The following is a 23939-nucleotide window of genomic DNA, read 5'->3' as shown; positions in this document are numbered from 1 at the left end:
GTTCAGGCCGGTTCGGCGATGTCCTGATTGCGCGTCGGTTGCGTCGACCGGCCCAGCATCACCCCACCCAGCGCCAGCCCGAAGCCGATGAGCTGCACCGGACCCAGCCGTTCCCCGAACAGCAGCCATGCCTCGACCGCCGCGAGCGGCGGCACCAGCAGCAACAGCATCGACATGCGCGTCGGCCCCTGATGCCGCACCAGCCACACCAGCAGCGACAGTCCGCCCGCCGACAGCCCCAGCACCGACCAGGCAAGGCCGATCCACAGCACAGGCGTGCCGTCCCAGCGATATTCCCCGGCGAACAGCGTGGCCGCGATGGCGAGCAGCGCGCCGCCCCCATTCTGCACCGCCCCGGAAATCGCGATGCCGTCGCCTGCTATCGATCCGCGCTGGATCAGCGTGCCCCCCGCCATGCCGAGCACGGCGAGCACGCCGGCGAGAGCCGGTCCTGTCGCGATCGATCCGGCGCCCGACCGCTCGATCGCCGGCAATAGCACGCAACCGACCCCTCCGATCGCGATCGCCAGACCGACCCAGGCGCGGGCGGGCAGCCGGTCGCCCAGAAAGGCGACGCTCGCCACCGCCACCATCAGCGGTTGCAGCGAACCCAGCAGCGCCATGACGCCCGCTGGCATGCCGTTGTTCACCGCCCACCAGCTGAGCGTCAGGTAGAAGCCATGCAGCATCGCGCCAGCCGCCAGATGCAGCCCCAGTCGCCGTCCACGCGGCAGCGCCTGCCGCGCATAGAGCGCCGCCCCGGCGAGCAAGGTCGTCGTCAGCGCCAGCCGCACGGCCAGGACCAGCTCCGGCGCGGCATGCGGCACCATCGCCCGTGCGACGATGAAGCCGGTCGACCAGATCAGCACGAAGAGAAGGGAAGCCATGGCAGCGATCATGCGCTCGCCTTTGGCCTATCGATACTCGGCTGTCGAGGCGCGCTTTGGGTTGAAGCGCGGTTTGGGTGGCCAAATCGCCGCTGCCAGCACGCCAAGCCGCTGCCTTCGCAGGCGTGCGGGGCAGATCCTCCGCTCGCCACCCGTTCGGGTTCAATCCAGCATCGCGGCCAGGGCAGGCGTCATATATTCCTGCCCGCGATCAGCAACCCGCCGGATCAGGCATGCGGCAATGCCGTGCCGTGTGGCGAGGGCCATGCCACGTTCATGCCCCATTATCGTGATCGCGGTCGCCCAGGCGTCCGCCAGCATCGCGCTTTCGTGGAGCACCGTTACGGAAGCCACATCGTTGGTGATGGGCGCGCCAGTGGCGGGGTCCATGCTGTGGGAAAGGCGGACGCCGCCTTCCTGGCGGAAGCGGCGATAGTCTCCGGATGTCGCGACCGACAGGCCGCAAAGCGCTATCCGGAGCGTAGGGAGCGCAAGGCCGGGCGGAGCCTCCACGTCCACCCACCAGGGCTGAAGGTCGGGCTTGACCCCTTGCCCCTGCAATTCGCCGCCGATCTCGACCAGGAAATGCGCAGCGCCGAGGCCGCGCAGGGCAGCCGCCATTGCATCCACGGCAAAGCCCTTGGCGATGCCTGAAAAGTCCAGCGTCACGTCGGCCGTGCGCCGGGCGCGGTCGCCCTCGATCGCGATGGCGGTCCAGGGCGAGGGATGATGGGGTGCTTCGGAAAGGCCCGTCAGCCCGTCCGGACCGAAGCCCCATTTCGCCACCAGCCGGCCCACCGCCGGATCGAACGCGCCGCCCGACAGCCGGGCCATCTCCAGTCCGGCGCGCAGCACGGTCAGCATCTCGCCGGGCAGCGGCATCCATTGGCCGACCGGCGCGGCATTGAACCGGCTGATGGCGGAAGCCGCTTCCCAATTGCTCATCTGCGCGATGATGCGGTCCAGCACCGTTTCCATCGCCGCCGCGCTGCCGGGCGGGGCGTCGACGATGCGGGCGGACCAGCTCGTGCCCATGGTCGGACCGCCAAAGTCGCTGATCCTGCCAGCCTGCTTGTCTGGCCCGAACAGGTCGGGCGAGAGGCAGGGCGGGATGGCGATGCGGATCGGGCGGGCGGTCAGCCCTGCACCTCCACCGTCATGGCATAGGTGGCGCGGTCCTGGGGCGGGCCCATGGGCGGACGGGGCCCGCCTACACCCTGCGGCTGGCCCTGGGGCCCGGCTGCGCCCGGCGCACCGCCGGAGCCTTCGCCGCCCGGTCCGCGCCGCCCACCGGAACTGAGGCTGACCCAATACATGCCCGCTTCCGGCCAGGTGAAGCTGACCTTCCCTTCGGCATCGGTCTTCGCATCCATCTGCTTGAGGTCCGACCGGTAGCGGATGCCGCCCGGGATGGCGACCACGTCCAGCCCTGCCGCGGGCTTGCCGTTCAACAGGAACTGGAAGGTGGCGGCTTCGCCCACGGCAAGGTCGTTGGGGTGGGTGACGGGCACCATCTCCAGCCCCTTGCCCGTGGTCGTGAAGACCTTTCGGTCCGGCTCGCCCGCCGTCACGAAGGTTTCGATCCGGGTGCGCGCCGTCGCCGTCTGCACGTCCGTCGCGCCCTGCGGCACGGCGGTCGCCAGCGTCGCGGCGGTGGTGCCGCGCGGCAGCATCTTGCGCTCGCCGTTCAGCATGTAATTGCCCATCAGCATCTCGTTGACGATGGCGATCTTGTACGTGCCCTTGGTCCTGATGCCGAGGTCGAAGGTCTGGCGCAGCTTGCCGATGGCGCGGTTTTCCACCTGCGCCGTGCTGCCGTCCGGTGCGGTCACGACCGGCTGCCAGTCCTGCCCCGGATGGTCAAAATAATAGAGATCGCTGGAAATGGCGGCGTCCACCGTCAGCCATTCATTGCCGGAGCCGGCGAACATGGTTTCGGACGGCAGCATCCAGGGCCGCGCCGCGCCCGCCATTTGCGGCAGAGCCATGGCAGCGGTGGCGGCGAGCAGCAACAGCGTCTTGCGGAACGTCATCATGGCTTCCCTCCTCAGCGCGACAGCACGGCGCTGACCGCGCCCAGTTCGAACTGGCCGCCGGCGCTGCCTCTGGCCCCGGCCGCCGTTACGTTGAGCGGCACGCGAACCACCTCGCGCCCGCCGGATTCACGCGCAGCCTCCACCACCAGCGTATATTTGCCGGGGGTCAGGACCGGCATGCCGCCCTTGCCGGCGGTGAAGCTCAGCTTATGGGTGCCGGGGGCGCGGGTGGCGCCGGAAATGCCGTCGGCGGGCAGGGCGAGCGAGCGGCCGGAGGCGCGCCACCACATGCGAATGTCGCGCAGCCATTTGACGCCGCCATTGTTGCGCTTGTCGACATCGTAGAGAACCGACAAAGTGCGGGCGGGCGCGCCCTCCTTCTCCAGCCAGATCGCGACATAGGGACGGTGATATTCCGCCACCGACAGGCGCGGCAGGGCAAGCGTGACGTCCAGGGTCAGGCCCGTGGCGGGCATGGCGACGGCGCTGGCGCCCATGGCCGCGCCGGTCAGGACGATCTTGTGGCTGATCTGCATGAGGTGAAGAACTCCCCCTTAATGGATGAAGATGATGGCCAGGACGGCCGGAATGGCGAGGCCCGCGGCGACCAGCGGCCAGGTGGTCGGGCGCTTCTTGGCATGGAGCCAGAGCAGGAGCAGGCCGGTGAGGGCGAAGAGGAAGCAGGCGACGGCGAAGATGTCGATGAACCACTTCCATATATTGCCGGCGTTGCGGCCCTTGTGCAGGTCGTTGAGATAGCTGATCCAGCCCCGGCTCGTCGCCTCGCTGGTGACTTCGCCGCTATGCCGGTCGATCGATACCCAGCCGTCGCCGCCGGGGCGGGGCAGGGCAAGATAGACCTCGTCCGCCGACCATTCCGCTTCGCCCGCGCCGCTTTGGCCGATTTCCTGTTCCACCCATCGGGCGATCGGGGCGGGGAGGGGCCTCTTGGCGTCGGGCGCCTCGTCCGCCGCGACCTGCTTCAGCAAGGCGGGGGGCAGGGTGGCCGACCTGGTCACCGTCTGCGGCGAACCCTCGACATCGGCGGCGTGGTTCAGCGTGATGCCGGTGAAGGCGAACAGCAGCAGGCCGATCAGGCTGATCGCGGAACTCACCCAATGCCAGGTATGAAGCTGCTTCAGCCAGAAGGCCTTCGGGCTCTTCTTCCTGTTGTTCGGCTGGGTGCGGGCGGGGGCGTGCATCGGAAGCGGGACGAGTCCTGTGGGAGATGAGGCAGGCTGCATAACGCGAACGACTCGCAATTGCAAACTATGGGCGTTGCAAAATTTGTATCAAAATATGCGAGGCAAAGCCGGATCGTTTCCATGGAGCGGCGGCCGGCGCAGGATGGCGGCGTCATGCTATTGACGGGTGACCCCTTCGCAATTAGCCGCCTTAATGAAACGGGCGTGACATGAAAATGTCATCCGCTCCAAAGGGCCTGCCTGCAAGGAATGACGATATGCTGACGCCGGCCATAGCCGCTGGAATGCTGATGATGGGCGCGCAAGCGGGAACGGAGGGGGCGGCGGCGTCCGACCCTGCCGCCGTTGCCGCGCCAGCGCCCGATGCGTCTGCCGCTCCGCAGGCCGCCGCCGGAGGGACGCCGCAGGTGCTGGTCGTGCCGCCGCCGCCGGTAATGCCGAACCTGCCGGGCACGGACGCGCCTGCGGCTGCCGCGCCGCAGCCGGGCGAGATCGTCGTGACGGGCCATAGCCGCCCGCCGCCGGGCGATCCGCTGGAGCGGCTGAACGAGAAGAGTTTCCAGACGGTGCAGGCGGTCGACAAGGCCGTGTTGGAACCGGTCGCCAAGGCCTATAACAAGGGTCTGCCAAAGCCCGCGCGCAAGGGGCTGCGCAACTTCTTCTCCAACTTGCAGGAGCCGGTGGTCTTCCTGGCCTATATGCTCCAGTTCAAGCCGGGCAAGGCGATGGAGACGGTCGGACGCTTCACCATCAACACCACCCTGGGCGTGGCCGGCCTGTTCGACGTGGCGAAGCGCAAGCCCTTCTTCCTGCCCTATCGGCCCAACGGCCTTGCCAATGTGCTGGGCTATTATGGCGTGGGGCCGGGCCCCTATATGTATCTGCCGATCGTCGGGCCGACGACGCTGCGCGACATTGTGGGGGATACGGTGGACAAGCTGGTCGTGCCCTTCGCCGTCGGCAAGCCGTTCAACGAGCCGAAATATGTGATTCCCGCGACGATCCTGAACCAGCTGGGCGAACGCGCCGCCTTCGACGAGACGATCCAGCAGATTCGCAGCGAGGAAAATCCCTATGCCTATTATCGCGAGCTGTATCTGAAACAGCGCAAGGCGGAGATCGAGGCGCTGCACGGACGCACGGTGGAGGAACCGGTGACGCCGGTCTATGGGCCGGGGCTGGGGAAGGCGCCGCCGCCGGAAACGGTCCCTGCGCCGGAGCCGATTCCCACCCCCACCCCATAATCGTCATTCCCGCCTGCGCGGGAATGACGGGGGTTGGAGAGAGCGTAAAGCCTCCTACCGCCCCAACAATCCCCGCGCCTGACCCGCGATCTCCGCCAGCATCGCGACATTGGGCGTCGCCGCCGTCTTGGCGCGCTGGACGAGGGCGCGGAACTGCTGGATGCGGGCGCCCCTTTCCTTCAGCCATGCCTCGACATGATGGGCGATGTCCTTGCCCGTCCCCTGCGCCAGGAAGTCGAGCCGCACCTGCTGCATGTCGCGCGCCACGCCGGAGATCAGCAGCCGCTCCCACGGATCGGACGGCGCCATGCGCGCGGCGGTGGACTGCACCCAGTCGATGCCGACCGCTTCGCCCAGATGGGTGAAGGCGCGGGTCAGGGCGACTTCATCCACCGACAGGCGCCCGGCCAGCGCGGCGATGCCCACCGCGCCGTCCAGCTTGAACAGGCCGGCGGTCCGGCGGGTCAGCGCTTCCGGCGCGCCCAGCGAGAGCAGCCGGTCGGTTGCGGCCGTGACCCGGCGCAGCGCCTCGCTGGTGAGCAGGTCGTCCACCTGCTTCGCCAGCATGCCCACGCCCTTGGCCAGCGCGCCATGGCCCGCCTGCGGCAGCGTGCCGGACGGCAGGCTGCGCAATATGTCCGCGATCTGCGCCCGCATGCCGTTGGCGATGTCCCCGAACAGGGCGAGCCGGGCGGCTTCGGACATCTCCGCCGCGTCGATGTCATCCCATAGCCGGCGGATGTCGTAGAGCCTTTCCGCGATCAGGAAGGCGCTGGCGAGGTCGGCCAGCGAGCAGCCCTCCTCCTCCGCCAGTTCGAACGGATGGATCAGGCCGAGCCGGTTGACGATGCGGTTCGCGACCTTGGTGGCGATGATCTCCCTCTTCAGCGCATGGGCGGCGATGGCGTCGGCCTCCTTCTTCCGCATCGCGGGCGGGAAGGCCTGGGCGAGTTCGTCGTCCATGCTGGGGTCGGTGGCCAGGTCGCCATGCTCGATGGCGTCCTGCAAGGCGAGCTTGGCGGTCGACAGCAGCACCGCGAGTTCAGGCCGGGTGAGGCCCAGCCCCTCCTGACCGCGCCGCAGCAACTGGTCGTTGGCGGCAAGCCCTTCCACCTGCCGGTCGAGCCGGCCCGTCTCCTCGAAGGTTTCGATCAGCCGCACATAGCTCGCCAGTTCCGCCGCGCCGCCCGCCTCCGCGATGGAAAGGCCGAGCGCCTGGAGGCGATTGTCCTCCAGCACGATGTCGGCCACCGCGTCCGTCATGCCGACCAGCAGCCTGTTGCGGTCGTCGAAGGAGAGGCGGCCTTCCGCCATTTCCTTGTTGAGCGCGATCTTTATGTTGACCTCATTGTCCGAACAGTCGACGCCGGCCGAATTGTCGATGAAGTCGGTGTTGATCCGCCCGCCGCGCAGGGAGAAGGCGATGCGGCCCGCCTGGGTGACGCCCAGATTGGCGCCTTCGCCCACCACCTTCACGCGAAGCTGCTCGGCATTGACGCGCAGGCGGTCGTTGGCGGGGTCGCCCACATCGCCATGGCTCTGTGCGGCGGCCTTCACATAGGTGCCGATGCCGCCGAACCAGAGCAGGTCGTTGGGGCTTTTCAGGATCGCGGAGATCAGCGCCGTCGGCTCCATTTCGGCGTCGGTGACGCCCAATATCGCCTGCACCTCCGGGGTGAGGCGGATGCTCTTGAGGCTGCGCGGGAAGACGCCGCCGCCCCTGGAGATCAGCGTCTTGTCATAATCGTCCCAACTTGAGCGCGGCAACTGGAACAGGCGGTTGCGTTCTTCCCAGCTTTTCGCCGGATCGGGATCGGGGTCGAGGAAGATGTGGCGGTGATCGAAGGCGGCGACCAGCTTGATCGCCTTCGACAGCAGCATGCCGTTGCCGAACACATCGCCCGACATATCGCCGCAGCCGACGACGCGCACCGGCTCGCTTTGCACGTCGACGCCCATTTCCGCGAAATGCCGCTTCACGCTGATCCACGCGCCCCTGGCGGTAATGCCCATCGCCTTGTGGTCATAGCCGTGGGAGCCGCCGCTGGCGAAGGCGTCACCCAGCCAGAAGTCGCGTTCCAGTGCAAGGGCGTTGGCGACGTCGGAGAAGGTGGCCGTGCCCTTGTCGGCGGCGACGACGAAATAGGGATCGTCGCCGTCGTGGATGACGACCTGCGCCGGGTGCTTCACCTTGCCCTTGACGATATTGTCGGTGACCGAAAGCAGGGCGCGGATGAAGATGCGGTAGCTTTCCGTGCCTTCCGCGAACCAGGCGTCGCGGTCGACCTGCGGGTTGGGAAGCTGCTTGGGATAGAAGCCGCCCTTGGCGCCTGTCGGCACGATGACGGCATTCTTCACTCGTTGCGCCTTCATCAGGCCCAATATTTCGGTGCGGAAATCGTCCCGGCGGTCGGACCAGCGCAGCCCGCCGCGCGCTACGGGCCCCGCGCGCAGATGGATGCCCTCGACGCGTGGCGAATAGACCCAGATTTCCCGCCATGGCAGCGGCGCGGGCAGGCCGGGGACCTGCGCGCTGTCCAGCTTGAAGGCCAGCGCCTCCTGCGCGGCCGGGCTGTAGAAATTGGTGCGCAGCGTCGCGGTGATCACGGCGCGCAGCAGGCGCAGCACGCGATCCTCGTCTATGGCCGTGACCTTCTCCAGCCCCGCCTCGATCGTCTGTTGCGCGGCGGCGGCGCGCGCCGGTCCATCCTTGGCCTCCGGATCGTGCAGCGCCTCGAACAGCTCGATGAGCTGGCGGGCGATGCCCTGCTCACGCCGCAGCGTTTCGGCAAAGGTCGCCATGCCATAGGCCATGCCGGTCTGGCGCAGATAGCGGAACAGTGCGCGCAGCAGCACGACCGATCGCTGGTCCAGCCCGGCGGTGACGATCAACTCGTTGAACCGGTCATTCTCCGCCACGCCTTCGGTGACCTGCGCGATCGCTTCCGTCACGATGTTGGCGCGGGCGATCACGGTTTCGGCATCGCCTCCCGCCGGCAGTTCCAGGACGAAGCGCTGGACATGGCCCAGCGCGCCCGCCTGTCCCCTGGCTTCGACCGCCGTCAGCATCTCGTCGATCACGCGGAAACCGAAATTCTCGAAGGCGGGGACCACTTCGGACAGGGCGATGGCGTCATGGCTGTAGAGCTTCAGCCGCAGCCGTTCGGGCGCATCCTCTTCGTTGCGATAGATGCGGATCGACTTGTCGCCGGGGGCGGACAGGCTGTGCAGCAGGCGGATGTCGATCGCCGCCTCGGCCGGGCCGGCGCCGTTTCGATAGCCCATGGGAAAGCCGGGGGCGTAGCGCTGCGCCAGCGTCGCGGCCCGGCCGGCCTCCTCGCTTTCGGCCAGCGCCTCCTCGACAGCGGGCAGCCAGCCGCGCACCATTTGCTTCAACTGCCGGTCGAGCGGCTGTTCATCGGGCACCACGCCGCCGTCGCGCAGGTCGAGCGTGATGCGCAGCAGCGCCAGGCCGCTTTCCTCCAGAGCGATCGACCAGCTCAGCACCGGGCCGTTGCAGGCCTGGCTCAGCATGTCCTGCACCGCGACGCGCCGCGCCGTGGTCAGCTCCTCGCGCGGCAGCCAGGCGAAGGCATAGAGATGGCGGGCCAGCGCACTGGTGCCCAGCACCAGTTTCGGCCGCGGCCGGTCGGTCAGCGACATGAAGGTCAGCACCAGCCGCTCCAGCGTCTCGCGGTCGAAGCCGATGAGGATGTCGTGGGGCAGGGCGGTCAGCGCATGGGTCAGCACCTTGCCCGCATGGCCGTGCGGATCGAAATCGAACTTGTCCATCAGCGCCGACAGCGCAGACCGCAGCAGCGGCACCCTGTCGGGCGTGGTCGCCAGCCCGGCGCTGGTCCACATGCCGGCGTGGATGGACAGCGCCGTCACCTGCTTGCCGTCCCGGACCGGCACGATGATCAGGTCCAGCAGGACGGGGCGGTGGACGCGGGAGAGGCGGTTGGACTTGATGATCAGCGGCGTGCGCTTGCCTTCCTCGAACCAGTTGAAGGCCGCCTCCAGCGTCGCGGGGGCCAGCAGGGGCTGGTCGCGCAGGCCGCAGATGCCGATGCCGGCGTCCGCCTTTCCGTCGCGGTGGCGAACCTCATGGCCGATCTGGGTGAAGTGGCGGGCCAGGAACCAGCGCAGCAGCGCCGCCCCTTCCTCGTCGGGCACGGCATCGGCATCGGCCGCCATCGCCTCCCGCATCTTCGGCCAGTCGGACACGGCGGCGCGGACGTCCGCCAGCGTTTCCTCCAGCGCCTTTTCCAGCGCGCGGCGGGCCTTCGCGTCGGCGCGGTCCGCCTCGATATAGATCATCGATTCCCGGCGCGCCCCGGCGGCTTCATTGTCGAGTATCGCCTTCAAATGGCCGTCGCCGTCGCGCTCGACCGACAGGACGGGATGAAGCAGGCGATGGATGATGATGTCGGCGGCGGCCAGCGCATTGGCGATGGAATCGACCAGAAAGGGCATGTCGTCATTGACGATGGCGATCCGCATGTAGCGCCCCGTCGCGCCTTCGCCCAGCGTTTCCATGCCGATGGCGACATGGCCGGGCCGGCGGGTCGCGGCGGTGCCGGCGATGAAGGCCGCCGCCGCCAGCATCGCCTTCTGGTCGAATCCTTCGCTTTCGCCGGGCAGGGCGCCCCGAGCCAGCGCCGCCTCCAGCGCTTCGCTTATGCTGTGGTCAACTTGCCTCGATTCAGCCAATGCCGTCATGCGCCTGCCTCTTGCCCGCGGGTTCAGCCCCGCTTCTGTGAACGGAGAAGGCGCCGGAGAACCGCCACGCGACTTCTCAAACCGATGCCGTCCACTATGCGCCACTGCGTCTTGAGGCTCAACCCAGGATGGGAAATAAAGTTACGTAAAATTGAAATAATATGATGCAGCGCAGCATGGGACGAACGCCCTGGAGAGTAAGCCACGAAATCGGCCCATGATCCCGTTCTGTCAATCCGGCGCGGCCGTTTCTGCCGATGGGAGGGGCCTGGGCCGCGATTAAGGATGCGCCCCGGTTGAATGCACCCTGCTCCCGCGCGGGAGCAGGCCGGGCGACAACGCCTAATTCGCAGCGGCGACGATCGCCCTCTGGCCGATTTCCGACCCTTCCGGCAGCGCGCCGACAATGGCGAGCGATCCGTCCTTCTCCCGCCGGGCGATGACCACCGCCAGCCCGTCGCCATCGGTGGCGACAGTGAAGGGATCGAGCGCGGCGGCCGCCTTCATCGCGGCGCGGGCGGTCTGCTGGCGATCGGGCTTGGCCGGGCCGTCGGTGCGGCGCTGGGCGCGTTCGTCGCGGACCAGCGCTTTCAGCCCGCCGTCATAATTGGCGAGATAGTCGCCGAAGCTGCCCAGGGCTATGCCGTTGGCGCGGGCATGATCCAGCGCAGTGGCATATTCGGTGATGCGCGTCTTGTCGTAGCTGGAGCCGAAGACCAGCTTCACCACGGCGGTCATCGGCGCTCGGGCCTGGACCTTGAGGCCGCTATTCTCCAGCAGTTCGGCATATTCCTCCGGCCGGGCGAGCGTAACCAGCGCGAAGTCGTAGCTGAGCCCGATGGCGCGATAGAGCGCCGCATGGCTGCGGGCCTCGCTGGTGCGCGCCTGCTCCGCGCTGTCGCGGGCGAGGGCCAGCCAATCGGCCAGCGGAGCGTCCTCGTCAGGGCTTTCCATGCCGCCAAGGTCGAGCGTGTCGAAATCCTCGACCGCCGGACCGTCCGCCCAGATCGGCGCGACCGGCGGCGCGGCGGGGCTGGAGAGCAGGGCGGCTTCCACCTCCCGGTCGATCTCCGCCGTGACGGCCTGGCTCGCCGCTTCCTTCCAGTTGATGACGCCGAAGACGAAGTCGATCGTCTCGTCATCGGAGGAGAAGGGCATCAAAATGCCGCGATAGAGGATTTCCGCGTCGCGCTGGTTGACGAAGCCGGCCTCGAACCCGATCGGCGCGGCGTTGGCGATGATCTGGAGATAATGGTCGGTCAGCCGCGACAGCAGCGAGCGGGCGGGGACGTCGTTGATATACTGGATGGGCCCGTCGATCTCGCACTCTTCGCGCAGCGCGGTGCCGAGATAGACGATGGCGGGATTCTCCAGCCCGGTGCTGAAGTCGAGCAGGACGCTGAAGGGGCCGAAATCTTCCAGATCCTGGGGCGCCAGATCCTCAATGGACGGCAGGCTGCGGTCGCCCAGCAGGGACGCCCAATAATTATAGGCACGCACCTGCATCCGGCGCTCATCGGCGCCGACAAGCGGCGGCGTCTCGATCGCTGCATCGTCGGCCGGGCCGAAATCGTCCTCGTCATCGGCGATTTCATGCCCCCGCAGAGTGTCCATCCCATCGGTCCTTGGTTCAGGTAAAAGCTTTTCCTTGAGAATCGACAGTGCCATTGGATGGTAAAGATGGTGTAAAGGCGGGGTGAAATGATGATCCGAAGCGGTTTGACGCTGGATGGGCATGGCAAATCGCATTTGCCCGCTTGTCCTTCCCGCCAAGCGCTGTTATCTGCCCGCCCCAACGCCGCTTTAGCTCAGTCGGTAGAGCATCGCATTCGTAATGCGAGGGTCACGTGTTCGAGTCACGTAAGCGGCACCAGTTTTCAAGCACTTAGCAGCACTCCACGCCAGTCCGTTCAGGTGAACGGCCGTGGATAAGCACGCGATAAGCGCGGGGAGAAAACTCGCGCTACTGGGTCGAATCCTGTCCCATCAGTTGCTCTAGCCGCCGCGCAACCTCCTTCCACAGCGCCACGCCTTCCGCCTTTCCCTCGCTGGCAAGCTGGCCGATCCTCTCCGCCACCACGACCGGCGCACGGTCGCCATGCTGGCGCAGGACCATCGACGCCATGCCCCATAGCTCCTGATCGCGGGTCATCATCTGGGCAGGATAGAGGAAGGTCGCTAGGCGCGATAGGTTTGCGGCACCGTGGCGCGAACCGATTTTGAGCGAAGGTATGTGTATGATGCCCATACCCTGCGGTCGCGGCGGGGATCAGGACAGGCCGAACGGCAATTTCCACCAACGGTGGTAACTGGATCGGCGTCACAGGCCGTTACACCGATCGGCGGCAACTCCCACCTTTGGTGGAAGCCGCAGTTCTTTCCCGTTCCGGAAAAATCTCCCGTGACGTTCGTAACAGTCTGGGACGTACGTCGCGGCACGGCACCGCGCCGGATCAAGCGAACGAATTTCGCCTGGCTGGTCACTGTCCGCGCTTCGGATAGTGGGACGCTGGCGTTCGGCTTGGTTCACCAAATCGGGGGAACCATCGGCACGTCCCCCATTGGGGATCGTGCGATCACGCCCGGCCGCCTGAAATTCAGACGCTTGGGTATTCCCCAATTTCGGGGAGTATTCCGGAAGCCAGCGGATGATCCAAATTTGGTTCATCGTCCGAATTTCGGACGAAGGGTCTATGTTGCGCATAGGGCGTCAGGGAGTTTGCTGCACAGCGCAGCAAATTCATGACGGTGAGCGCGGACGTTGAAACCTTGAAACTTTTTCATGCTGGGGCCGGATCACCTCCCATCGGACAAGACAGGTGCGTCATTTTGTCGCACCCGTCCAAACCTATGTCGCAGCGTGCGACGTTGGTTTCCTGTGCCATGTCGCGGCGCGTGACATGGGTATGCCCAAAACTGGACACACCCCAAGCGAGAACCGGAAAGCTCGTACCATCGTGCGACATGCTTTGTAGCAGCGCGATCTATAGCAGGGCGCTTAAGGGTGTGCATTGAGCGCGCCCCCATGCGAAGGGTATCACTAATAATGATACCCCTTGCGAGCGAGGAAGAAGCTATGCCCGTCCACTCCAATTTCCAGTCCCGCAGCGCTGATGAAATTGACGCCGCTCTTGTGGCCTTGGCGGCTATGATCCGGGTTCTGGGCGAGAAGGTCGAAATTGACACCGACCGGGCGCATCAACTGATGGTGTCCGCCGTGGCTGACCATCCCAATCTGAAGGCGCGTGCGCAATTGTGGATAAACTGGATGGCGGGCTACACAGACGCGGACGGGGAAAAGCAGTAGCGCTTCAAGAAAGTGATGCAGATCGCACCACTTTTACCGGGTGCAATACCGACCCGTCGATAGACTGGCGATTGCCGCGCTGATGCGATAGGCTGAACCCGTGAGCCAGACGACCCTCTCCATCTTCCTGCACGCGTTCAGCTTCTCTTTCGGGATGTTCCTGATCGCCCGCTATCGCCTATGGAAAGCCGGGCGGAGCAGTATCCCGATGGAGTATAACCCCAAGACCGGCATGTACGAGGCTGACCTGACGCTCAGAAAATGGGAGCGTCGGGCCAAGATCGCTTTGTGGGTGTTTATTGCCTCTGCGTTTGCGGTCGGCGTCCCGCTCTTCCTTAGCTTTGATCCCGCCTTAGTGGCCAAATAGCCAGCCGGGCGTCATGCCCCCGATTGCGCCGCCCATCTGGCCGACGACAGGCTCCAGCAAATTCTGGCGAGTCCGGTAGCGAGCCGTCTGGCCCATCAACGTGTCTACGGCGTCGATAATCGCCGCAGTATCGGGACTGAAAAGGCGGGGCGCCAGATCATTGGCCCGTTTCTCAGCGTTCCGGATGCTGCCAAGGCGGGCGCGATCCTTAAGCGCCGCACGGCCAAAAAATCCAATGGTGGATTTGACCGGGACCTTCATGGAGGCGATGTCCGAAATTGCGTCGAGAGCGTTGACGGCGGCACTGTTGCCGAACGTCTCATCGGCAATCATCCGTTGCGCCGTCTTGCTGTTGCCGAGAATGTCATTGGTGGAACGTGCCAGATTGCGCTCAATGTCGCGCTGGCGCAGCAGGCGGCTGACGCCAGGGAAGTTGTCGCCATAGACCGCCGACAGCCGCTGTTCCGCCGCTGGCGTCCCCAAAATGCCCTCGAACGGGTTGGACGAATAGCGCATATCGTTGGCGCGGTCGTTCAGGCCAACGCGATAGCCAAGTCGCATCTGCTCCATCTGTGCGGGAGAGGAGCGGCCCGCGATAGTCTGAACCTCACGGGGACTTTGCTTCACCGCATCACGACCGGCCGCCAGCGCGTCGCGCAACTCCATTGGCCCCTGATAGGCGGCGCGGGCCTGCGCATAGGCCGGGTTCAACTTGTCCAGTTCGGTGAGGAAGTCTGCGCGCACGCCGTTTTCCGCCCGGCCCGCCGTGGTCAGGTCCAGCTTGCCGGTGATGGGGTTACGATACTGCTCCAGCACGTCATCCATGCCGCGCTTCGCATAGTCGAGCGTTTGCGTGGTGTAGCCGGGCTGTTGAACGGGTGCACCGCCTTCTCGCCCTGCACTGGTAAGCGTCATCGGCACGGTCGGCTCCAGCACCACATTGCCGTCAGCGTCCAGACGGAAGCCCATGGCCGCAGGATCGCGACGTTCGTTTGCCGCGATCGTCCGTGCCTTGCCGACTGCCTGCCTACCGAACGGGGTATTGATGAGCGAATCCAGTGTGGGCGTGCCAATGACAGGGGCTTTGTAGGCCCGCTCATAAAGCGGAGCCGCAGCGGTGCGCGCCTGCGCCAGCAAGTCATCGCTCTGCTGCATGGGATTGGACAGCGGCCCCAGATCACGCTCAACGGCCTGTGCGAAACGGTCGATTTGGCCCAGTGAACGCGGAAAGAGAACATCGCTCGCCTGCTTGACGGCCTGCGGGGAAAAGCGCGTAGCCGATCCGGCAAGGGCCGTCAGCGCAGGATCAGCATCCGCCAGCGTCATGGGGATATTCAGGTCGCGGGCTTCGACCAGGCGATTGCGGATGCCGCCATAGCCCGCACGATCGATCACTCGCGACAAGGTATCGTCCACCGGGGCAGGCCTGCCCGGCAGGCGGGAGACGCCCCGCAGCCCAGCGCCAATACCACCGCCGAGAACGCCGCCCAAAACGGCACCGCCAAGGCGATGATCGTTCTCCTCCAGCGCTCCGCCAATGGCACCTATGCCAACATCGGAAAGGAGGGGGAGCTTGGAACCGACGCCAAGCGCGCCGCCCGCGCCCGCCGTCGCCAGACCGCCCGCAATCTGCCCGATATTGTAGGACCAAGGGTTCTCCCTGCCGATCGCATGCTTGTTGCGATTGGCTTCATAGAGGGCCGTGCCATAGGGAATATCGGTGAACGCAGAGCGACCAGCGGCGATGGCTTCATCCAACCCGCCCAAGGTGACGCCGTTCATTATGCCCGTCGCCGCTCCGCCCACTGGCCCAGCCGCGAGTTGCCCGGTTAGCGTCGGCTCCCGCCGACCCGAAGCAGGAATACTAAGCTGGGTCCGCAGGCCGCGTGCCCGTCCCTCGATTGCGCGGTCAAGGTCGTCACCAAATGCCGGAGCGCCAAAGGCCGCTGCAATGGCGTCCATCTGCTGACGGTTCGCGCCGTTATTGAAAGCGGCCTGCGCCACGGCGGCATACTGTCGGTCCTGATCGGTGGAAAACTCATCACCCCCTGTCGGGTCGACTTCCTGACGGCGTTCTGCTGGGGGCAGAGTGGACTGCGGCAATGCGTAAGGCTGGTCCCGCAGGCTCATGCCGCGCCGACCGATTATCTCCTGATAATCGCGCATCTGCTGATCGTTGAAAGGGAAGGAACCGACGACATTCAGGGGCCTCAAGCCCTCGTCCCCCGCAATCCGCTGATAATCGCGCCGCGCCACGCCGTAGCTCTTGGCAAGCTCCGCCATCTTGGTGTTCATTTCACGAATCAGGCCGTCACGAACCGACTGTGCAAGGCCGCCGCCGTCATAACCCATCTGCTTCTTGATCGCCGCCACCCGCGCATCCCAGAAGGAGGCGCTATCCGCCGCCCCCTGACGCTCCGAATCGCGCACGACCGAAGGCGGGTCCATGACCTTGGCATAGTGATAGAGCAGCGCGTCATCGCCCTTGGGATCAGGGACAGCCTTCAGCCCAGACATGAAGATCGGCACGACGCTGCGATATTGTGAAACCGCGTCCACCTTATCGAACTGTGCGCGAAGGTCCTGCTCACGCTTGGGCTTATAGCCCTCCACTTCCTGCGTGGTACGGGTCAGGGTCGCCACGGCTTGAGGCGCGGCAAAAGGAAGGGTTCCGGCATTGCGCTGGTTGTCCAAATCCTGCCCGCGCTGCTGCACCTGTGAATTGGCGACCTTAGACGGGTTGGGCGCCACGACAGAGGGCGCCGACTGCCTGCCGCCGTCCGCGTAGCCGACCACCCGCACATTGCCGTCCGGCAATTCCTCATAGACCACGCCGTTCTGCGTAAAGCGTCCCATTACATTGTGCCCTTTCGACCATAATAGGGGACGCGCCCATAACCGCGCTGACCCACATGGATGTGATTGCCTTCGTTCAGAATTTCGGTTGCATTCGGGAAGTAGGATCGAGCCTGCTGGTACAGGTCGATCATGCTCTGACCCTGCGCGGGTACGAAGTCGGCCGCGTCCCCTGAGAGGTGCAGCGAATTGGTAACGCCGCCCACCGCTTGGTTGCCAGCCACGGTCCTGCGCCCGCTCGTCATGCGCCCAGCCGAGAAGTTGGCCGGATCAACGAAAGCCGCCGGTAGCGTTGCCGCTACCGCCTCCCTTGCGAGGGTCAGGCATGATCGCGCCGATAGCTGGACGCTCTGTCGTTGCCATGGGGCTAGAGGAGCGCGGGACCTCAACCCAACGCCCGCCGCCCATGCCGTCAGGGATGAAGTTCATCTTAGGCGATGGGTCGTCATAAGCGACGTGCGGCTGTCCGTCTGCGCCCATTTCCATCAGGCTTCCGTCATTGCGCTCCCAGCGGTAAGGCGCGGCGGTAGAGGGCTTGGGGTGCCCCACCTGATAGTCCCATTGGCGCTGCCAATCTTCCCAGTCTTGCTGCCGCTGTAGCTGCCGCAAGCGCTCCTGATAGGCCATTTTCTGGCGCTGCATTTTCATCTGCGCATAGAGACCCGGCTGTCCATTGAATCCGGCCATCGCATCGCCAATCGCGCCAACTATATCCCAGCCTACGCCACCGTTGCCAAAGAACCCCGGCTTTTTCGGCTCCACGCCGGGCAGCGGCGCCATGGGAACAAATTCCGGCCCCGGTCGGCTCTCAGGCATAATGGGTTTTTGCAGCGGCATATCGAGCGGCATCAATGAGATGGGGGAACCCTGATTGCTGGGGAGGCCACCGGCAGGCGGGCCAGCAGGGGAAGCCGCCCCGGCCTGCGCACCAAAACGCGGGACGCCAAAGAAGCCGAGGCCTTGGGGCATGCTATCGGATGCCGGGGTATTGCCGCCCACAGGCAACCCGTCACCAATCCCCGGCGTCGAATAGCCAGGAGGCAAGCCGAACAGGCCGGGCACGCGACCAACACCGTTGAATGCCATCGCCATTATGCGATCTCCTTAGCTTTTTGAAAGATGTGCGGGCCTACCGTTTGCGCCATGAGGTTCAGCCCATCCGCAGCGACTTCATTTCCATCCGATGCCAACCGGTCCAGCAGGGCGGTTGCTTCGGCCAATAGGTCATTGCCGTAGACCGCGCCCTCGCTGTCATAGCCCCAATACTCTGCCAGATAGGACAGCGCGGCGATGAGGATCAGGATGTCTTGAGCTTCCCCATGGCTGGCCGCCAGCCGCGCCCAAATCATCATTTCAATTGCGTGGCCGTGGGCGGCTGCAAATGCGCCTCGCGAGACAGCATCCTTCATCCCTTGCCACGAAAGCATGCAGCCTTGCCGCTGGGCCCCCAGATCGCCACAGGCCGCGCTCCGGATAAGCGGAGATACATCACCAATGGCCGCATTGGGATCGAAGCTGATATTCATGCCGCATCCCTCACTTCCTTGCGCACCGCATGGCGCAGCAGTTCCGATAGCGTGACGCCTTCCCTCTTCGCCTTTGCAGAGGCGGCGGCGAGCAGCGCCGGGTTGATCCGAAAGGCGGTAAGCGATGTGTGTACCTGTTCCCGCATAACTGGCTCCTTTGACGGGTATCAGAATACCACTCATGTTATACAGGAGCAAAGAAAATCGCGGTTTTCTGCCTTGCCCACCGCTGCGACAAGGCAGGCACGGGCGCAGCGCAAATGTCATCCTTGCGCCAGATCGGGACAGCGCCGAGGCCGGACTTGTCAGCTTGCGGGAGTCATGGGAAATTGGGCGCTGGACGACAGGGGGCTAGAACATGAATTGGACAATCGGGGGTCTTCTATCGAGCGTTGCCAATGCTTGGTCCGGAGAACATTGGCTCTACACCCTCGCGTTCTGGATCATCGTCGGCCTAGCCACCTGGGCTTTGTCGCGATCATCAAAGGACCGGGACGAGCAGGACGGCGCATGAATTGGCGGAAAGGCTTTAGGCGCATCGGGCTTGTACTCTTCGCCCCTATCGCTCTGTTATTCGTCATCCTGACGATGGGTCAGTTGCTTGGCGGAGCCATATTCTTGTTGGCGCACTGGCTCGAACTGCTGCTGATATTCGTGCCGCTGATCACAATCATTATGATTGTCCGTTGGGTCGCGGCTGGCTTCAAAATGAGCAGTTAGGCGAATCCAGACCGATTAGGTGATCAGGCCCGCGATCCAGTGGCCCGCCGAAAAAATGCCGATGGCAATCGCCGCAAGAGACAGGCCGAGCAGTATGGCAAACTCAATCAGTGGCCACGGGCTTTCCCGGCGTCGGGTCACAAGATCATCATGCCGGTCTTTCCAGCGGTAGCGATAGCGGCTCATTATTTCCGTGTCTCCTCGCAAACCTTGATCCCGCCCAGCCCAGGGCGAGCTTCGCACTTATACCCGCACTCGTAGTCGCCCCCATCAGGATCGGGCAGCGATCTCAGGCGACCGATCGCGGCGCTCTGGCAAAGCTCGAACGTCTTGAATCCGGCGATCTCTTCATGCTTGGTCAAGTCGTTCGCATCGGGATATATGAAGGCATCCCACTGATCTGGCCTGCTTTCGCAACCGGAGAGGAGGCAGGATAAACCAAGCGCAGCTATTAGCCGGACTTGCTTCGAACGCATCACCGGCAGTCCGCCACCAGCCGCCCACCATTGTCCCAGGCTGGCTTGTAAACTGCCAGCCCGTTCCTCAGCATCTCGCATGCGACGTTCTTCCCACCGACATAGACCTGCGCCACGGTCCTGCCGTAGCGGTCGCGGGTGACAGGCGAGATCACCACGCCCGGCGCGATCAGTCTGGCGAGTTGGGCTTTGCTCTTCTCCGGATCACCCGGCGCGCAGACCCGTCCCTTGCGGCAGTGGCCAGCCATTTCCGGAGCGTCGATTCCCAACAGCCTTACCCGCCCGATCTCGGAACAGCGCAGCGTGTCGCCATCGATCGCGGTGCAGATCGTTGGAGGCTGGTAGATGCTGATGAAGAAGGCAAGGATCATAAGTGCGGGTTGCCAAGTGCTGACGGTCCAAGGCTGATGCGGCAGTTACGCGCGCGCACGCACGCGCACGCGTTATCTGTCCGGCGACCGTGCGCCCCATAGATGTCAACTGCACCACTCATCTCTCCACACCCGCGAACCTAACACCAGCGCCACCGGACAATGACGCTTCGCCATCAGCGATGAACACCACGCCAGCCGCCTCCAGTGCGCGTTGGATCGCGGCAAGGTTGTTCGGCACCGGCACATATTTCCCGGCCTCGTAATTCTTCACGGTGGATAGGCCAACGCTGGCCGACGCCGCCAACTCAGCCTGCGTCATTCCCAAAAGGCCGCGACCGGCGCGACATGTTGCTGGTGTGATCATCAGAGGAGCATGGCATCTTTTTTGGATAACATCAACTAACCGGGTTGACTGTGTGCCGTTATGGGAAGATAACCATTTTAGCTAACGAAGTCCGCTAGCGACCGAGCGGCAAGGCTGCAACCGCGCCACCCGGTCTAACTCCAACCCTGCTTAGAAGGGATTGAAGCTATGCACGAACTACACAGTTCGCGGCGCACTGTCATGCGCGCTCTGATTATCGCACCGTCTCTAATTGCGACACCTGTTGCCAGCGCCGCTACCGGGCTGGTCTGCACCCCGACCACCACACAAGACCCGGCGTGGCTGGGGCTGCTGGACGATGAGCGCGAAGCCTCCTCTGCCTACAACATGGCGCTGGAGGCGGAGGATCAGGCTTACGATCGCTATTTCGCGGCGTCGAAAGCTGCGGAGGCGAAATGGCAGGCCGCATGGGACGAGAAAGCCGGGAAGCCGCATGAATTCATCGACGCCCGGCCAGCCCACGAAACCGGCGATCTGCGCGTGACCAATGGCATTGCTGACCACAATGCATTTTGCGCCCGGATGCGCGCCGAGCGCGATACCTTGGAGGAATCTTGCGACCGGGAGAGCGGCCTTCCCGCTGCTAAAGAAGAGTGTCGGGCGGCAGGGCAGCGCCAAGGAGCAGCTATCCGGGCGATTGTTGCCTATCCTTCCCGCGATCCTGACATCATCGCCCACAAGCTGCGGCTGCTGATTGGCGAGTACGGGGATGACGAAGGCGACCTTACGCCCCTGCTGACCTCCATCGTCGGGGAGGCCTGAGCCATGCACATCGCGAACATTCATCAGGGGGCTTCGGCCCCCACCGATGGCGCACGCCCCTTTGACCCCGCCGAATGGCTGGCCCGCTATGTCGAGCTTGGCGGCGGCTACACGGTCAGCCCCGCATCCGTCTGCCTGCACTGGTCGCTGCGGATCACCGCACAGGAACGGGACGCCCTTGCCCAGCATGAGCGACCGTTGCGGCGCGACCTCACGAAGCGGGAGGCCGTCAAATCCCTCCTGCTTGCCTCCAGCCCAAAGGAGGCAATGCCATGCTGATCTATCGGCAGAACTATTCCGCCCTGGCCCATGATCGCGGTCCCGTTGCGCCGGACCCTGACATCGCATGGATTGACCAGCGCTTGAGGGAGAAGCGCGACCGGAAAACGGATGCCCCCAAGCTGGTTCCCGTCGCGCCTGCGCAGCCCGAACAGCCGCCCGTCACGCTACAGAAGCCCAAGCCGCGCCCAGCCAGATCGCAGCGAAACTATGCCGCGCCGATCCTGATGGAAATTGAGCGCTGGTTGAAGAAAGCAGGAATGCCCGCAAGCAAGTTCGGGCGCGAAGCCGTGGGGGATAGCCACCTTTTGCGCGACCTTCGCAGGGGCCGCGATCCATCCTCCCGCGTCGTCGCTCGCGTCCGGGCCTACATGAAGAAGGAGGACGAGGCGCAACAGCACAAGCCAAGACCGAAGGGTAAGGCGGTCTGTGCGCTCGACCTCATCCCCCGCATCGAAAAGGCCATAGCGGAGCGGGAGATGCTGCCAAGCCGCTTCGGGCGGAATGTCGCCAATGCACCAGACCTTATCGACAGGATCAAGTCAGGGGCAGGCATTCGGCAAGAGACGCGGGAGAAGATCGTCGCCTATCTCGCCAAGCTGGAATGGAGGCCCTGACCATGGCGAGCAAAGCACCACGCGCCAGAGCCTACCAGCCGCGCAGGAACCCCGCCACACGTCGACGCAGGGACAAGCGCCAGCCTCAACCCGTTCCGACGCTGGCGGCCCTCCTGACGGTCATTCCGAGCCTGTCCCGCCCAGAGCTTGGGCGACTGGTTCAACGGATGATCGACCACATGGACGACATGGACAGCGATCCCGATCTTGAAGATGGAGACGTGGATTATTGCCTTGCAGGAGATGACGGATGCGGGGCGGTCGTGATCGATGGTCGCACCTATTGGGGATCGAGCGTCGAGGCGATCAACGACCTCTAGCGATTGCCATCATGGCAACACCTCCGCCCCGGTTCGGAAGGATCGGGGCGTTTCCCGTTCATCGACTGAGCGATTCAATCCGAACGCACTGATTCGAATTGTCAATTTCCGCTCAGGTCACGCCGACAGGATAATCTCCCCATGCGGTACAGCCTTATCATTTTCGCCCTCGCGCTGGGCATCCTTGGCGTCGTCACCGTCGATGCCATGTTCAGCGCCGCCACCAGCATCATGCAGAGCGCGGCGGCGCAGCCGTGATAGCAGACACCCCTGACACAGCCCCGTCTATTCCATCCAATCCGAATCGATGCGGCGGGGGTAAGTGAAAGATGCGACCCGGAGGCTTACAGCCTTCTCCTTGGCCCGGCGGGAAACTGCCGGGCTTTTTTCGTGGGCAAAAGCAAAACCCCGCCTCCGGGGTAGGAGACGGGGCAGCAGGAGCAGAATGACTATAGCAGCGGGCGGGGGCCACATCGATATGGCGCACGATGTATGCCGGTCGGGCCGCCTGCAATTCCGGATTATGTCCTTCGCTGAATGGTAGAATCGGGCGGGGTGGGACATGATGCTCCTCCCTCCCCCTTGGAGGGTCCCGTAGCCCCGCATCGACCCCCTTCATGATGCGGGGCTAATCGTATTTCCACCTCTATTTTAGACGGGCACGGCTAATTTTTGCTACTTTAGCAAAGCGGCGACCGCTCTTTGATAACGGATGATTGTTTTTCACCCGTTATTTTATTCAGCGCGCACCATCGGCAATATCTCCGCTTCCGGCAGCACGCCCACCAATTCGATGCGTGTCACCAGGCCGTCTGGCTTTTGCTGCTCGCGTGCAGCCGCCTCGCTTTTCGTCAGCGTCGGCCCGCCCACAATCTCGATGATGTACGGCCCGGCATCCGCTCCCGACACAGCCTCCAAGGCGCTGATCCGCTTTTCGATATTCCCCACTTCACCCTCCTATCTGCACCGCGTAATCCACAATCTTGCGAATGATCAGCCTATCGGTTGGTGCGATCCGATCATGGCCATAGGCATCTAGCGCCTCGTCTTCCGTCTGGTCGGGCTGTTGGATGATCCGCCGCCATATCGCTGGGCCAATCGGGCTTGCCTTTTCCAGCGCAGCCAACCGGCTTTTAATATTCGACATGACACCCGCCTATTTCAGACGGCAGACCCCTTGAGCGCCCATCGACCGCACCAAGAATATAATCCCATACCGCGCCCCGGTCCGCTGGGTTGCCGCTGTCGGACAGCAGCCAAGCGGAAATGTCAGCCTCTCCCGCAAACACGGCATCCACCCGCTGCGGATCGCTATAGCCAGCCTCCAGCGCAGAGAGCCGCTTATCGAAGTTCGCCATACTCACCTCCTATTTCGCCCTGGCTTCCAACGCCGCGATCCGGGCTTCATGATCGCCAGCCTCCACAATGGATTTGTGCGCCGTCAGCAGCGCCATGACGCGCCCCGCTTCATCCGGGGTGATCTCCCCCGCCGCAACCGACGCGAGAATGGCCGCCGACGCTTCGACCGCATCAGCCGCAGAGCGAACGGCAGGCAGAGCGATCGAGACGGGCGCATCTTTCCGGGGAGGGGCCAGCCTGTCCAGGCACAGGCGAAGCGCAACCATGTCACCCTCCAGCGCCTTTTCGATGGCCTTGCGGGTCAGCGCCTCATGATCTTTGTCCAGCAAAGCTTCGATTGCCCGCGTGATCTTGTGGCGTGCACCGGCAGGCTTTCCGGCAGGATTGCCGCTCACGCCAGGCTTGAATCGTCCGCCCTGTTTCCGTCCTGTATTTTCAGGTTTCTTCGCCATCACCTAACCAGTGCGACAGACCGGCGGACACGTTCGAGGGGAAAA

General features: G+C 64.4%; 28 protein-coding genes and 1 tRNA gene. 9 read left to right on the top strand and 20 right to left on the bottom strand.

The window, feature by feature from the left end:
* Window positions 1-2 precede the first annotated feature (2 nt).
* From EGM87_RS10650 to EGM87_RS10630, 5 genes are all read right to left on the bottom strand, one after another.
* The gene (locus tag EGM87_RS10650; protein ID WP_044660116.1) at window positions 3-899 is read right to left on the bottom strand and encodes a DMT family transporter; all 897 of its coding nucleotides are present in this window, start codon (window positions 897-899) and stop codon (window positions 3-5) included.
* A 150-nt stretch (window positions 900-1049) separates the two neighbouring features.
* Window positions 1050-1922: an FAD:protein FMN transferase gene (locus EGM87_RS10645; protein WP_044660115.1), complete on the bottom strand. Its 873-nt coding sequence runs from the start codon at window positions 1920-1922 to the stop codon at window positions 1050-1052.
* Between the two features lie 101 nt (window positions 1923-2023).
* A complete protein-coding gene (locus EGM87_RS10640) occupies window positions 2024-2923 on the bottom strand; it encodes a DUF4198 domain-containing protein (RefSeq protein WP_044660114.1) in 900 nt (299 codons plus the stop codon).
* Window positions 2924-2934: 11 nt separating this feature from the next.
* Window positions 2935-3459 (bottom strand): DUF2271 domain-containing protein, encoded by a 525-nt coding sequence (locus EGM87_RS10635; RefSeq protein WP_044660113.1) that lies wholly within the window; start codon window positions 3457-3459, stop codon window positions 2935-2937.
* Window positions 3460-3477: 18 nt separating this feature from the next.
* Complete coding sequence (locus tag EGM87_RS10630; RefSeq protein ID WP_044660112.1) at window positions 3478-4125, bottom strand: PepSY-associated TM helix domain-containing protein; 648 nt, start codon at window positions 4123-4125, stop codon at window positions 3478-3480.
* Between the two features lie 260 nt (window positions 4126-4385).
* Here EGM87_RS10630 and EGM87_RS10625 point away from each other — a divergent pair, with 260 nt between their 5' ends.
* On the top strand, window positions 4386-5372 hold the full coding sequence (locus tag EGM87_RS10625) for an MlaA family lipoprotein (protein ID WP_044660111.1): 987 nt from the start codon (window positions 4386-4388) through the stop codon (window positions 5370-5372).
* Between the two features lie 54 nt (window positions 5373-5426).
* Here EGM87_RS10625 and EGM87_RS10620 read toward each other — a convergent pair whose 3' ends face one another.
* Together EGM87_RS10620 and EGM87_RS10615 are read right to left on the bottom strand one after the other, a co-directional pair.
* Window positions 5427-10094 carry an NAD-glutamate dehydrogenase gene (locus EGM87_RS10620; RefSeq protein WP_044660110.1) on the bottom strand — a complete coding sequence of 1556 codons (4668 nt, stop codon included), beginning with the start codon at window positions 10092-10094 and terminating at the stop codon, window positions 5427-5429.
* A 342-nt stretch (window positions 10095-10436) separates the two neighbouring features.
* The gene (locus EGM87_RS10615) at window positions 10437-11708 is read right to left on the bottom strand and encodes a PAS domain-containing protein (protein WP_025549597.1); all 1272 of its coding nucleotides are present in this window, start codon (window positions 11706-11708) and stop codon (window positions 10437-10439) included.
* 183 nt (window positions 11709-11891) lie between these two features.
* Here EGM87_RS10615 and EGM87_RS10610 point away from each other — a divergent pair.
* A tRNA-Thr gene (locus EGM87_RS10610) sits at window positions 11892-11967 on the top strand.
* A 90-nt stretch (window positions 11968-12057) separates the two neighbouring features.
* Here EGM87_RS10610 and EGM87_RS10605 read toward each other — a convergent pair.
* The gene (locus EGM87_RS10605) at window positions 12058-12246 is read right to left on the bottom strand and encodes a DUF6961 family protein (RefSeq protein ID WP_052628246.1); all 189 of its coding nucleotides are present in this window, start codon (window positions 12244-12246) and stop codon (window positions 12058-12060) included.
* A 924-nt stretch (window positions 12247-13170) separates the two neighbouring features.
* On the opposite strand from EGM87_RS10605, the gene EGM87_RS10600 reads away from it, so the two are divergent.
* Both EGM87_RS10600 and EGM87_RS10595 read left to right on the top strand, forming a co-directional pair.
* Complete coding sequence (locus EGM87_RS10600; RefSeq protein WP_171407195.1) at window positions 13171-13401, top strand: hypothetical protein; 231 nt, start codon at window positions 13171-13173, stop codon at window positions 13399-13401.
* A gap of 100 nt (window positions 13402-13501) precedes the next feature.
* Window positions 13502-13768 (top strand): hypothetical protein, encoded by a 267-nt coding sequence (locus EGM87_RS10595; RefSeq protein WP_044660108.1) that lies wholly within the window; start codon window positions 13502-13504, stop codon window positions 13766-13768.
* Here EGM87_RS10595 and EGM87_RS10590 read toward each other — a convergent pair.
* From EGM87_RS10590 to EGM87_RS10570, 5 genes are read right to left on the bottom strand one after another with little or no spacing between them, the layout of a single operon-like run.
* A complete protein-coding gene (locus EGM87_RS10590; RefSeq protein WP_044660107.1) occupies window positions 13754-16624 on the bottom strand; it encodes a hypothetical protein in 2871 nt (956 codons plus the stop codon). The genes EGM87_RS10595 and EGM87_RS10590 overlap by 15 nt on opposite strands.
* A complete protein-coding gene (locus EGM87_RS10585; protein ID WP_084694293.1) occupies window positions 16624-16869 on the bottom strand; it encodes a D-Ala-D-Ala carboxypeptidase family metallohydrolase in 246 nt (81 codons plus the stop codon). The genes EGM87_RS10590 and EGM87_RS10585 overlap by 1 nt, the downstream gene beginning before the upstream one ends.
* 25 nt (window positions 16870-16894) lie before the next feature.
* Window positions 16895-17716 (bottom strand): hypothetical protein, encoded by an 822-nt coding sequence (locus tag EGM87_RS10580; protein ID WP_052628062.1) that lies wholly within the window; start codon window positions 17714-17716, stop codon window positions 16895-16897.
* Window positions 17716-18150 (bottom strand): hypothetical protein, encoded by a 435-nt coding sequence (locus EGM87_RS10575; RefSeq protein ID WP_044660106.1) that lies wholly within the window; start codon window positions 18148-18150, stop codon window positions 17716-17718. Before EGM87_RS10575 ends, EGM87_RS10580 begins: the two co-directional genes overlap by 1 nt.
* The gene (locus EGM87_RS10570; protein WP_157009762.1) at window positions 18147-18296 is read right to left on the bottom strand and encodes a hypothetical protein; all 150 of its coding nucleotides are present in this window, start codon (window positions 18294-18296) and stop codon (window positions 18147-18149) included. Before EGM87_RS10570 ends, EGM87_RS10575 begins: the two co-directional genes overlap by 4 nt.
* 364 nt (window positions 18297-18660) lie before the next feature.
* On the opposite strand from EGM87_RS10570, the gene EGM87_RS10565 reads away from it, so the two are divergent.
* Complete coding sequence (locus EGM87_RS10565) at window positions 18661-18870, top strand: hypothetical protein (RefSeq protein WP_044660105.1); 210 nt, start codon at window positions 18661-18663, stop codon at window positions 18868-18870.
* Between the two features lie 15 nt (window positions 18871-18885).
* Here EGM87_RS10565 and EGM87_RS10560 read toward each other — a convergent pair whose 3' ends face one another.
* The 3 genes from EGM87_RS10560 to EGM87_RS10550 form a co-directional block, all read right to left on the bottom strand.
* Complete coding sequence (locus EGM87_RS10560; RefSeq protein ID WP_157009761.1) at window positions 18886-19056, bottom strand: hypothetical protein; 171 nt, start codon at window positions 19054-19056, stop codon at window positions 18886-18888.
* A 289-nt stretch (window positions 19057-19345) separates the two neighbouring features.
* Window positions 19346-19717 carry a thermonuclease family protein gene (locus EGM87_RS10555; RefSeq protein ID WP_044660103.1) on the bottom strand — a complete coding sequence of 124 codons (372 nt, stop codon included), beginning with the start codon at window positions 19715-19717 and terminating at the stop codon, window positions 19346-19348.
* A 118-nt stretch (window positions 19718-19835) separates the two neighbouring features.
* Window positions 19836-20084: a helix-turn-helix domain-containing protein gene (locus EGM87_RS10550; RefSeq protein ID WP_044660102.1), complete on the bottom strand. Its 249-nt coding sequence runs from the start codon at window positions 20082-20084 to the stop codon at window positions 19836-19838.
* A 201-nt stretch (window positions 20085-20285) separates the two neighbouring features.
* Between EGM87_RS10550 and EGM87_RS10545 the strand changes: the two genes are divergently transcribed.
* The 4 genes from EGM87_RS10545 to EGM87_RS10530 are packed head-to-tail and all read left to right on the top strand — an operon-like array spanning window position 20286 to window position 22083.
* Entirely contained in the window at window positions 20286-20867 is a 582-nt protein-coding gene (locus EGM87_RS10545; RefSeq protein ID WP_137710330.1) for a hypothetical protein, read from the top strand.
* 3 nt (window positions 20868-20870) lie between these two features.
* Window positions 20871-21146, top strand: a complete 276-nt coding sequence (locus EGM87_RS10540; protein WP_044660100.1) for a hypothetical protein — start codon at window positions 20871-20873, stop codon at window positions 21144-21146.
* A complete protein-coding gene (locus EGM87_RS10535; protein WP_044660099.1) occupies window positions 21140-21763 on the top strand; it encodes a hypothetical protein in 624 nt (207 codons plus the stop codon). Before EGM87_RS10540 ends, EGM87_RS10535 begins: the two co-directional genes overlap by 7 nt.
* Window positions 21764-21765: 2 nt before the next feature.
* Entirely contained in the window at window positions 21766-22083 is a 318-nt protein-coding gene (locus EGM87_RS10530; protein WP_137710331.1) for a hypothetical protein, read from the top strand.
* 735 nt (window positions 22084-22818) lie between these two features.
* Here EGM87_RS10530 and EGM87_RS10525 read toward each other — a convergent pair.
* The 4 genes from EGM87_RS10525 to EGM87_RS10510 are packed head-to-tail and all read right to left on the bottom strand — an operon-like array spanning window position 22819 to window position 23894.
* Window positions 22819-23031: a hypothetical protein gene (locus EGM87_RS10525; protein WP_044660098.1), complete on the bottom strand. Its 213-nt coding sequence runs from the start codon at window positions 23029-23031 to the stop codon at window positions 22819-22821.
* 1 nt (window position 23032) lies between these two features.
* Complete coding sequence (locus EGM87_RS10520) at window positions 23033-23230, bottom strand: hypothetical protein (protein ID WP_137710332.1); 198 nt, start codon at window positions 23228-23230, stop codon at window positions 23033-23035.
* Window positions 23217-23441 (bottom strand): hypothetical protein, encoded by a 225-nt coding sequence (locus EGM87_RS10515; RefSeq protein WP_044660097.1) that lies wholly within the window; start codon window positions 23439-23441, stop codon window positions 23217-23219. The genes EGM87_RS10520 and EGM87_RS10515 overlap by 14 nt, the downstream gene beginning before the upstream one ends.
* A 9-nt stretch (window positions 23442-23450) precedes the next feature.
* Window positions 23451-23894 (bottom strand): DUF5681 domain-containing protein, encoded by a 444-nt coding sequence (locus EGM87_RS10510; protein WP_044660096.1) that lies wholly within the window; start codon window positions 23892-23894, stop codon window positions 23451-23453.
* Window positions 23895-23939: the final 45 nt, after the last annotated feature.

Source organism: Sphingobium sp. RSMS (assembly GCF_005406185.4).
Taxonomy (GTDB): domain Bacteria; phylum Pseudomonadota; class Alphaproteobacteria; order Sphingomonadales; family Sphingomonadaceae; genus Sphingobium; species Sphingobium fuliginis.
Note: the sequence above shows the minus strand (reverse complement) of the source record. Positions and strands in the feature narration are given on the sequence as shown.

Excerpts from the sequence above, each read along its gene's own strand:
- EGM87_RS10650 (WP_044660116.1), bottom strand. The coding sequence starts at position 899 with ATGATCGCTGCCATGGCTTCCCTTCTCTTCGTGCTGATCTGGTCGACC.
- EGM87_RS10645 (WP_044660115.1), bottom strand. The coding sequence starts at position 1,922 with ATGGGCACGAGCTGGTCCGCCCGCATCGTCGACGCCCCGCCCGGCAGC.
- EGM87_RS10640 (WP_044660114.1), bottom strand. The coding sequence starts at position 2,923 with ATGATGACGTTCCGCAAGACGCTGTTGCTGCTCGCCGCCACCGCTGCC.
- EGM87_RS10635 (WP_044660113.1), bottom strand. The coding sequence starts at position 3,459 with ATGCAGATCAGCCACAAGATCGTCCTGACCGGCGCGGCCATGGGCGCC.
- EGM87_RS10630 (WP_044660112.1), bottom strand. The coding sequence starts at position 4,125 with ATGCACGCCCCCGCCCGCACCCAGCCGAACAACAGGAAGAAGAGCCCG.
- EGM87_RS10625 (WP_044660111.1), top strand. The coding sequence starts at position 4,386 with ATGCTGACGCCGGCCATAGCCGCTGGAATGCTGATGATGGGCGCGCAA.
- EGM87_RS10620 (WP_044660110.1), bottom strand. The coding sequence starts at position 10,094 with ATGACGGCATTGGCTGAATCGAGGCAAGTTGACCACAGCATAAGCGAA.
- EGM87_RS10615 (WP_025549597.1), bottom strand. The coding sequence starts at position 11,708 with ATGGACACTCTGCGGGGGCATGAAATCGCCGATGACGAGGACGATTTC.
- EGM87_RS10605 (WP_052628246.1), bottom strand. The coding sequence starts at position 12,246 with ATGACCCGCGATCAGGAGCTATGGGGCATGGCGTCGATGGTCCTGCGC.
- EGM87_RS10600 (WP_171407195.1), top strand. The coding sequence starts at position 13,171 with ATGCCCGTCCACTCCAATTTCCAGTCCCGCAGCGCTGATGAAATTGAC.
- EGM87_RS10590 (WP_044660107.1), bottom strand. The coding sequence starts at position 16,624 with ATGGGACGCTTTACGCAGAACGGCGTGGTCTATGAGGAATTGCCGGAC.
- EGM87_RS10585 (WP_084694293.1), bottom strand. The coding sequence starts at position 16,869 with ATGACGAGCGGGCGCAGGACCGTGGCTGGCAACCAAGCGGTGGGCGGC.
- EGM87_RS10580 (WP_052628062.1), bottom strand. The coding sequence starts at position 17,716 with ATGGCGATGGCATTCAACGGTGTTGGTCGCGTGCCCGGCCTGTTCGGC.
- EGM87_RS10575 (WP_044660106.1), bottom strand. The coding sequence starts at position 18,150 with ATGAATATCAGCTTCGATCCCAATGCGGCCATTGGTGATGTATCTCCG.
- EGM87_RS10570 (WP_157009762.1), bottom strand. The coding sequence starts at position 18,296 with ATGCGGGAACAGGTACACACATCGCTTACCGCCTTTCGGATCAACCCG.
- EGM87_RS10565 (WP_044660105.1), top strand. The coding sequence starts at position 18,661 with ATGAATTGGCGGAAAGGCTTTAGGCGCATCGGGCTTGTACTCTTCGCC.
- EGM87_RS10560 (WP_157009761.1), bottom strand. The coding sequence starts at position 19,056 with ATGAGCCGCTATCGCTACCGCTGGAAAGACCGGCATGATGATCTTGTG.
- EGM87_RS10555 (WP_044660103.1), bottom strand. The coding sequence starts at position 19,717 with ATGATCCTTGCCTTCTTCATCAGCATCTACCAGCCTCCAACGATCTGC.
- EGM87_RS10550 (WP_044660102.1), bottom strand. The coding sequence starts at position 20,084 with ATGATCACACCAGCAACATGTCGCGCCGGTCGCGGCCTTTTGGGAATG.
- EGM87_RS10545 (WP_137710330.1), top strand. The coding sequence starts at position 20,286 with ATGCGCGCTCTGATTATCGCACCGTCTCTAATTGCGACACCTGTTGCC.
- EGM87_RS10540 (WP_044660100.1), top strand. The coding sequence starts at position 20,871 with ATGCACATCGCGAACATTCATCAGGGGGCTTCGGCCCCCACCGATGGC.
- EGM87_RS10535 (WP_044660099.1), top strand. The coding sequence starts at position 21,140 with ATGCTGATCTATCGGCAGAACTATTCCGCCCTGGCCCATGATCGCGGT.
- EGM87_RS10530 (WP_137710331.1), top strand. The coding sequence starts at position 21,766 with ATGGCGAGCAAAGCACCACGCGCCAGAGCCTACCAGCCGCGCAGGAAC.
- EGM87_RS10520 (WP_137710332.1), bottom strand. The coding sequence starts at position 23,230 with ATGTCGAATATTAAAAGCCGGTTGGCTGCGCTGGAAAAGGCAAGCCCG.
- EGM87_RS10515 (WP_044660097.1), bottom strand. The coding sequence starts at position 23,441 with ATGGCGAACTTCGATAAGCGGCTCTCTGCGCTGGAGGCTGGCTATAGC.
- EGM87_RS10510 (WP_044660096.1), bottom strand. The coding sequence starts at position 23,894 with ATGGCGAAGAAACCTGAAAATACAGGACGGAAACAGGGCGGACGATTC.